Source organism: Pontibacter sp. HJ8 (assembly GCF_054824225.1).
Map to the genome: position 1 here is coordinate 1 of NZ_JSYF01000189.1, position 6,682 is coordinate 6,682.

Genomic DNA, 6,682 nt, shown 5'->3' on the forward strand with positions numbered 1-6,682 from the left:
AAGAGACACAGCCATATTTGACTTAATCGCAAAAGAAAAAGCCCGCCAGACTCATGGCATCGAACTGATCGCCTCTGAGAACTTTGTTTCAGACCAGGTCATGCAGGCCATGGGCAGCGAAATGACGAATAAGTACGCCGAGGGACTGCCGGGCAAACGCTACTATGGTGGCTGTGAAATTGTGGACCAATCCGAGCAGCTGGCAATTGATCGTGCGAAAGAATTGTTTGGCGCTTCGTGGGTAAACGTGCAGCCACACTCGGGTGCACAGGCTAATGCAGCCGTGATGCTGGCTGTGCTGCAGCCAGGCGATAAGATTCTGGGTTTCGACCTGTCACACGGCGGTCACCTGACACATGGCTCGCCGGTAAACTTCTCCGGTAAACTCTACCAGCCTTCTTTTTATGGTGTAGAACAGGAAACCGGCCTTATTGATTTTGACAAAGTAGTAGAAACAGCCCGCCGTGAGAAACCGAAGCTGATCATCTGTGGTGCTTCTGCCTATAGCCGTGACTGGGATTACAAAAAGCTGCGCGCAGCTGCCGATGAAGTAGGCGCTTTGCTGATGGCTGACATCTCGCACCCGTCCGGCCTGATTGCCAAAGGACTGTTGAACAATCCATTTGAGCACTGCCATATCATTACGACCACAACGCACAAAACCCTGCGTGGGCCAAGAGGTGGTATGATCATGATGGGCAAAGATTTTGAGAATCCGTTTGGCCTGAAAACGCCGAAGGGAGAAACCCGCATGATGTCATCCCTGCTCGACGGAGCTGTATTCCCTGGTACGCAGGGTGGCCCGCTGGAGCATGTGATCGCTGCGAAGGCGGTTGCTTACTTTGAGGCACTTTCAGGAGATTATACGGCTTATATCCAACAGGTACAGAAAAACGCACAGGCCATGGCCTCTGCTTTTGTAGCACAGGGGTACAACATCATCTCCGGCGGCACAGACAACCACATGATGCTGATCGACCTGCGTTCCAAAGGTTTAACAGGTAAGCTGGCAGAAAATACGCTGGTGAAGGCCGATATCACTATCAACAAGAACATGGTGCCGTTCGATGACAAGTCACCGTTTGTGACATCAGGTATGCGTGTGGGAACAGCGGCGATCACAACCCGTGGCTTCAAAGAAGCGGACATGACCCGCATTGTAGAACTGATCGACAATGTGCTTACCAACAACGAAAACGAAAGCAGGATCGAAGCGGCCCGCAAAGAAGTGAACAGCTGGATGGAACAATATCCGCTTTTTGCTTACTAACATTGACGCAGCATAACAAGAGCAACAAGTGATGGACCAGCCATATTTGGGAGAAGGAGAACAGCAGCAGGAGCAGCCGCAAGAGATGTCTTTTGTGGATCACCTGGAAGAGTTAAGATGGCACATCATCCGATCGTTAGGCTCTATACTCGTTTTTGCTACCGCAGCATTTTTAGCGAAGGGGTTTGTATTCCACGATATCATCCTGGCGCCCTCCCGCCCCGACTTTCTGAGCTACAGGTTTATGTGCGATGTCGGGAAGTGGATTGGCTCGGATGCGCTGTGTATACAGGAACTGGGCTTTACGATCCAAAGCCGGCAGATGAGCGGGCAGCTTTCCATGCACCTCATGGTGTCGTTGGTACTGGGATTGGCCTGCGCCTTTCCGTATGCCTTTTGGGAGATCTGGCGCTTTATAAAGCCAGGCCTGTATCCGCAGGAGCAGAAGAGCTCCCGTGGAGCCGTGTTCTGGGTGTCCATCCTGTTTGCGATGGGTATGCTGTTTGGCTACTATGTGGTCTCCCCTATTTCCATCAACTTTCTGGCCGGCTATCAGGTTGATCCTTCCATTGTCAATGAGTTTGACCTGACTTCGTACATTTCCACGCTCACGACACTTTGCCTGACCTGTGCCTTTATGTTTGAGTTGCCGGTCATTGTATTCTTCTTAACAAAGGCCGGTTTGCTTTCTCCGGAGACCATGAAGCTCTACCGTCGTCACTCGATTGTAGCTATACTGGTGATCGCGGCGATCATTACCCCGCCGGACGTGATCAGTCAACTCCTGATCGCAATGCCGCTTGTACTGCTCTACGAAGTGAGTATCAGCGTGTCTAAGTCGATTATTAAGCGGGATCTGAAACGATTAAATGAAAACAATTCTTAAGACTATGGCAATTAAAATAGCAATCGGCGGAGACCATGCCGGCTTTACATACAAAGGGCTTCTCACAAAACAATTGGCTGCTGCAGGCTATGATGTAACGGACTTTGGCCCGGGGTCTGACGCCTCCGTAGATTACCCGGACCATGTACATCCACTTGCCAAAGCTGTGGTTAACAAAGAAGCGGACTTCGGTATACTTATCTGTGGAAGTGGCAACGGCGTAGCCATGACGGCTAATAAATATCAGGAGATACGGGCGGCACTGTGCTGGAAACCGGAATTGGCCAAACTATCACGCGAGCACAACAATGCCAATGTGCTGTGTATACCTGCCCGATTCGTGTCGGAGGAAGAAGCAGCCGACATGGTACGGGTTTTCCTGGAGACAGCATTCGAAGGAGGACGCCACCAGAACCGTGTAGACAAGATACCTGCCTGCTAAAGCAGCTATACCTGTTAACGAGATTTCTTATAAACTGCCGCTGCATTCGTGGGCTCATACGCCCCGAAAACAGACGGCAGTTTGTGTTTTAACTGAGGCATAAGGCCCGTCTTGTCCACGATATAGGCAGGGGATTCCTTCCGGAAGTTCTGGTACAGTTCATATACCGCCTGATACTCATCCAGCCTGCCGCAATGCCGTTGCGATAGTTCCCAGTTGAGATAAGGCGTGGCAAGTTTGTTCTGCTCATAGTAACTGTAGTCACTGCCCAGCACAAGTACGGAAGTGCCGGCCAGGTCCGATTGCTGTTGCCGGGGCAGGAGCAGCTGCGAGTCATCGACCTGTACCAGCGTGTCTATCCCCAACGCATACCGGTAGCGCAGCACGATGACACCGCTCAGCACCAGCAAAAAATACAGGTTAAGGATCCACTTCTTTTGACGGCTGGTAAAAAGGAATTCGCTGAAATACGCGATTGGCGGCAGCGTAACCAAAAAAGTACCTGCTGATATTTCCTGGCGTGTGAATACCAGGGCCACACTTACCATCAGCCATACGGTCATGAGCTGCTGAAATCTGGACTGGAAAACAAGCCGCTGCGGCAGCGAAGTCGTGCTGATCAGAGAGAGCAACAGGATAAGTCCGGGCAGCAGCATAACCTTGGCCAGGTCAGCAGCAGGCAACAGGGTGCTGACCTGGAAGTGCCAGGGCTGCAGCAGGTGCATCTCCAGGAAGTATGCTATGGAGTTGCTGTACAAATAATAGGTCATCAGGACGGCATACGGGAATGCGAAGCCGCACAGCATGAGCAGTAAACTACGGAAGGTGCCGGACGCGAAAAGCACCACGGCAAAAGCAGCCACCAGCAGGAACAAAGCCAGCGGCAAATAACTCAGGGCGGCTAGCCCTACCATAAAACCACCCACGAACAAGCGGTTGTTATCGAGTCCCTCACGCGAAATGGTAATGATGTAAGGCAACGACATGATCAAAAAGGTATTGCCGATGAGCAAGGGCGTGAGCATGTCAAACTCGAAAGTGATACTTCCCAGTAGCAGATATAGGAGGGCAGGTATATACCCTTTGCCGGCGTATACCTGGTGCCGGTTGAGCGTCACGTTGAACAGAATGGCCTGCAGGAGCAACAGGAAAGTGGCCGTTAGCCGGTAAGTCAGGTAGGAGCGGCCTGCTACCACATCGATTGTCCAGTAAAAGAAGGCCGAGAGAGGCGCCGTACTGTCATAGATTTCACGGTACATCGCAAACCCATCGCCCATCCGTTCGCCTACCAGCATGTAGAGCAATTCGGATACAGTAGCCGGTATACCCAGCAAAACCAGGGGAAGACGGATCGCCAGAAAGAGCAGGACCAACAAAACCAGTCGGGAAGGCAGTATGCTGCGGAAGTAACTAATCAAGGGGAGACGGAGTTAGAAAAAACTATACACCGGCCTGAACTGAAATGAGTAAGGCACAATTGGGGTAAAAATGCGAAATTAATATGATATTTGCATCTTCATATGGAAAGTAAAAGACAACAGAAATTTTCTCGCCTCATCCAGAAAGAGTTGGCGGAGGTCTTCCAGCGGGAAGTGCCACACTTGTTCGGAGGAGCTTACATCTCCGTCAACACGGTGCGCGTATCCCCCGACCTGGGTCTGGCACGCATCTACCTGAGCGTCATGAATGCCAGTAGCAACGAGGCACTGCTGCAGGAACTGCGCGTAAATACCAAAACCGTGCGCCACCTGCTGGCCCAGCGCATCAAGAGCCAGGTGCGGGTGATTCCGGAACTGGTCTTCTACCTGGATGACAGCGCCGAGTACGCCGCACACATGGACAAAATATTTTCAAACCTGGACATTCCTCCCGCCGACGAAAACGACGAGGACAGTGAGGCCGATGAAACCAATACCCGCTAGCTTTTTGCATCACCACCCTTATGCAGTATGACCCGATTAAGCGCGTGCTCGGGGATGTGTTCAACCAGACACCTTTCCTGAGACGCATATTTTACAACATGCTGGACCTGCTTCTGCTGCGTGCCTGGCATGTGCACAAAGAACTCAATACCTGGGCTGCCAACCGCAAAGGCGAAGAGCAGCACATCCTGGATGCCGGCTCCGGCTTTGGCCAGTATACCTACTGGCTTTCCAGCCAGAGCAGCAAATGGAGCATCCTGGCAGTCGACGTAAAAGAAGAGCAGATATCGGACAGCAACCGCTTTTTCCGGAATATAGGCCGCCAGAACGTGTTGTTCCGCATAGGGGACCTGGTCCAATACAGGGAAGACAATACCTATGATCTCATTCTTTCTGTAGACGTGATGGAGCACATCCTGGAAGACGTGGACGTATTCCGCAATTTTCAGGCTTCGCTGGTCCCGGGAGGTATGCTGGTAATCTCTACTCCTTCCGACCAGGGCGGATCCGACGTACACGGCGATGGGGAGACCTCCTTCATCGAAGAGCACGTGCGGGATGGCTACAACATTGCCGAAATACAGGACAAACTGAAGCTGGCCGGATTCAGCAAAGTAGAAGCCCGGTATTCGTATGGCAAGCCGGGGCAGGTATCCTGGCGCCTGTCCATGAAGTACCCGCTGCTGATGTTGGGTGCATCCAAAGCTTTCTTCCTGCTGCTGCCTTTTTACTACCTGCTCACATTCCCGGTTTGCCTGGTGCTCAATTGGCTGGATGTAAAAGGCCATCATCCGTCCGGCACAGGACTGATCGTGAAAGCGTGGAAGTAATTTAATTGCTGATTGTTAAATTGTTAATTGTTTATTTTCAGTTATACTTAACGATATCACCTTTCAATAATCAGCAAGCAACAATTAACAATTTAAAATGAACGTCCCTTTTCTCATAGCCAAACGATATTTTTTCTCGCGGAAGAAGAGGAACATCATCAGCATTATATCCAACATTGCCATGATCGGCGTGGCGGTGGGCACCATGTCGCTTATCATTGTGCTGTCTGTGTTCAATGGCCTGGAAGACCTGATCCGGACCATCTACAGCAGCTTCGATCCGGACCTGAAGATATCTGCCGCCGAGGGCAAATCCTTTGAGACGGATACCGAGTTCATGAACCGCATCCGCCGTACGCCCGGGGTGGCCATGGTGTCGGAAGTGATCGAAGACAATGCCCTGCTGCGCTACAACGACCGCCAGATGGTGGTGAAAGTGAAAGGCGTAAGTGAAAACTTCTTTGAACAGAATGAACTGGATTCATCTGTGGTAGAAGGGCACAACGATCTATACCTCAACAACAATTACTATTCCCTGATAGGGCGGGGCGTTCAGTACCAGCTTTCCATCCGGACCGGCAATCAGTTTACGCCGATGCAGTTCCTCTACCCGCGCAACACCAAGTTCAACCCCCTGAACCCCGAAGGCGCCTTCAATACGATGGACATTGCAGCGGGCGGAGTTTTTGCCATCGAACGCCAGTACGACGATGCCTATGTGTTTGTGCCCCTCCAGTTTGCCGAAGAGTTAATGGAGTATGGCCGCCGCAGAACTTCCCTGGAGGTCAGGGTGGAGACAGGCTACCGCATCGAGACCGTCAAGGAGTCGCTTAAGAAGGTGTTGGGCGATTCTTTTAAAGTACAGAACAGCGATGAGCAGCATACCAGCCTGTTGCGCGCCGTGAAGGTAGAAAAGCTGTTCGTGTTTATCACGTTTGCTTTCATCCTGCTGATTGCCTCCCTCAATATCTTCTTTTCCCTCTCCATGCTGGTGATCGACAAGAAAAAAGACATTGCTATACTGGCTTCGATGGGGGCAACAAGCCAGACGATACGCAATATTTTCCTGATGGAAGGTGCGCTGGTGGCTTTTATCGGGGCAGCCTACGGTTTGTCGATGGGTATGCTGGTCTGCAACCTGCAGCAGACGTTTGGCCTGGTGTCGATGGGTATGGCGACTTCCGTTGTGGACTCTTATCCAGTGAAAATGAATGTCAATGACTTCATTTTCACTGGGGTAGCCATTGTGGTGATCACGCTGCTCGTATCCATTCGCCCGGCCCGTAAGGCTGCGGCAATGTCCATGACGGAGAACCTGTAGCTTCGGCCTGC

7 protein-coding genes are annotated in these 6,682 nt (G+C 51.5%); 6 read left to right on the forward strand and 1 reads right to left on the reverse strand.

What is annotated here, in order from left to right:
- From glyA to rpiB, 3 genes are all read left to right on the forward strand, one after another.
- A partial coding sequence (gene glyA / locus OB13_RS09350) for a serine hydroxymethyltransferase (RefSeq protein ID WP_461489896.1) occupies window positions 1-1,270 on the forward strand: 1,270 nt, incomplete at its 5' end.
- 31 nt (window positions 1,271-1,301) lie between these two features.
- Window positions 1,302-2,156: a twin-arginine translocase subunit TatC gene (gene tatC / locus OB13_RS09355; protein WP_461489897.1), complete on the forward strand. Its 855-nt coding sequence runs from the start codon at window positions 1,302-1,304 to the stop codon at window positions 2,154-2,156.
- Between the two features lie 4 nt (window positions 2,157-2,160).
- The gene (rpiB, locus tag OB13_RS09360; protein ID WP_461489898.1) at window positions 2,161-2,598 is read left to right on the forward strand and encodes a ribose 5-phosphate isomerase B; all 438 of its coding nucleotides are present in this window, start codon (window positions 2,161-2,163) and stop codon (window positions 2,596-2,598) included.
- 14 nt (window positions 2,599-2,612) lie between these two features.
- Here rpiB and OB13_RS09365 read toward each other — a convergent pair whose 3' ends face one another.
- Window positions 2,613-4,016 carry a hypothetical protein gene (locus OB13_RS09365; RefSeq protein WP_461489899.1) on the reverse strand — a complete coding sequence of 468 codons (1,404 nt, stop codon included), beginning with the start codon at window positions 4,014-4,016 and terminating at the stop codon, window positions 2,613-2,615.
- A gap of 102 nt (window positions 4,017-4,118) precedes the next feature.
- On the opposite strand from OB13_RS09365, the gene rbfA reads away from it, so the two are divergent.
- From rbfA to OB13_RS09380, 3 genes are all read left to right on the forward strand, one after another.
- Entirely contained in the window at window positions 4,119-4,520 is a 402-nt protein-coding gene (gene rbfA / locus OB13_RS09370; protein WP_461489900.1) for a 30S ribosome-binding factor RbfA, read from the forward strand.
- Between the two features lie 20 nt (window positions 4,521-4,540).
- The gene (locus OB13_RS09375) at window positions 4,541-5,350 is read left to right on the forward strand and encodes a class I SAM-dependent methyltransferase (protein WP_461489901.1); all 810 of its coding nucleotides are present in this window, start codon (window positions 4,541-4,543) and stop codon (window positions 5,348-5,350) included.
- A gap of 97 nt (window positions 5,351-5,447) precedes the next feature.
- Window positions 5,448-6,671, forward strand: coding sequence for an ABC transporter permease (locus OB13_RS09380; RefSeq protein ID WP_461489902.1), 1,224 nt, complete (start codon window positions 5,448-5,450; stop codon window positions 6,669-6,671).
- Window positions 6,672-6,682 lie beyond the last annotated feature (11 nt).